The sequence below is a fragment of the Streptomyces sp. NPDC051664 genome, assembly GCF_044453545.1.
GTDB lineage: Bacteria > Actinomycetota > Actinomycetes > Streptomycetales > Streptomycetaceae > Streptomyces.
In genome coordinates, this window is the sequence record NZ_JBITCU010000059.1 from 1 (window position 1) to 1,951 (window position 1,951).

Annotated in this window: 1 pseudogene; it reads left to right on the forward strand. The window is 61.9% G+C overall.

From position 1 onward, the window contains the following. Positions 1–642: 642 nt before the first annotated feature. Positions 643–1,951 (forward strand): annotated as a pseudogene (locus ACIA8E_RS40115) (hypothetical protein); the annotation flags it as partial.

The window sequence follows — 1,951 nt, forward strand, 5'->3', positions numbered from 1 at the left end:
CGGCGAGGTTTCTTCTTCCCCATGCTCTCCATGATGGACATCCTCCCGGGGCTGAGCCCCTGATCTCGAATGTCCGTCAAAGCGGATCAAGCCCAATCCGCCCTCTGCTGCTACAAACGACTCCTCAACCTCACCGTGTAGGACACGGACTTAGGTGTCTCATGCGTCGCCTTCATTGCAGAAACATTGCAGGCGACTTACGCTGACTCTCGGCCATGTTTCAGATGTACTAAATGTGTTGTTGTGCCCTGACTTGAGTGCCACTCGGCTTGTCGTCCACGAGTTTGCCTGGAATCGGCGCCGGCCGCGCAGCGGAAGGAACATATGACCAGTTCGCGCCCCGCATCCGCAGCTGACAGCTGCAGTAGCCTGCCCTTGCGACGGACGTACAAAGCTGCCCGAAAGCTCGAGGCCGCGCCACACTTCCCGACCTGTTGCCAGCCCTGCCAAGACAGGCCGCGGTGCCGCTCGCCACGCCTTGGAACCCGAAGAGATTGGTCCGACAGCCCAACACAGGTGATGTGAGCAGCGGGAGATGACGTTGAGCTGATCACGACCTTGATGATGACGACTCGCCTCAGCGAGCCGGTCGTCTGCCAAGCATCTTGGTTCTAGTACTGGTGGGCGGGTGTAGTTCAGGTGGTGAATTCTTTCGTCAATGCCATCGTCTGGTCAGTGACGGGTCAGCGTGTCTCCGACGCCGATGCCGGACGGATCCGCCGGGAAGTTATGGATCCGCACGACGATCTGATGGTGCTTCTTGACCGGCTGCAACGAGAGATCGCCCATGCCGAGGCCAGAGTGCGCAGATCAGCCGACGGGGTGTGGAGCGACGCCTACGCCGGTGCAATGGTCACCTTCAGCAGCCAGGGCGGGAAAACGGCACTGGAGGATTTGAAGAAGACTTCTGCAAGACTGGGGGAGTTCGCGCGGACAGCCGCTTACCAACTTGACTACACCAACCGGGCAATCGTCTTGATGGCGGCAGAGTTCCTGGTTGAGTGGGCCTGGACGTTCACACTCGGCCCGCTGTTGGCGCCAATCGAGCAGGCGATCCTGCGGCGGGTCTTCGCATTGATTTTCCGCTACCTGCTCGGGCGGGTGGCGGCGATACTTGCACTGCACGAAATCACCAACGCCGGACTGAGCGGGGCGATGGACCTGTTGACACGCTGGTCACTGGCTAGGGAAGGAAAGACAACCGAGAACGGTGGAGCTTTCTTCAAGGAAGCCGTCGGCTCAGGCGCGATGACCGGCTTGTTCTCCCCCCTGGCACCCGGGGTTGGTAACCTCCTCGGCAAAGGCCTGGGCAAGATCCAGCTTGATCCCCGCATGTTGAACAAGATGACGCTACAGATCCGCGAACCGAACTCTCTTAGCCCCGGACGGCACACCAACGACGCACTTGTGCCGCTTCCCACCACCGCGAATACATCCCGTCTACCCCTCGCGCCAGGCACACGCGTCCCACGCAGCGCCGGAGCACCGCGGACAGACGAACACACGATCCCGGCCACCCACGCGCAGCAGGGACGCAGCCTAGGCCACGTCGTACGGGAACGGATGGAGGAAAGTGCGGGTGAATCGGTCACCGAAGTAGTCGGCGAAGGCGCTTACAGCCTGGTCACTGTGGGCACCTTCAGTACCTCCATCGGTACCGGCCTGGCCGGCTTCGTCGGTACACACCTCAGCATGGCGCTGCACGACAACGCCCAGAACCTCTCTGCCAAGCTCCGGAACCTCAGCCTCACCCCCGCCCAGCTCAACCCGCTACCCCCGACCACCAGCACGAGCAGCACACGCAGTGCTGTGGGCACCACACCTACGAACCAGCCCACCGATCCGAGCACGCAGCCACCAGCCACCACAGAGCCCACACCCCACACCACCACCGAAATCACCACCACACCCCCTGCCTACGCCGAACACTCCCCCGCCATCGGAGCCATCA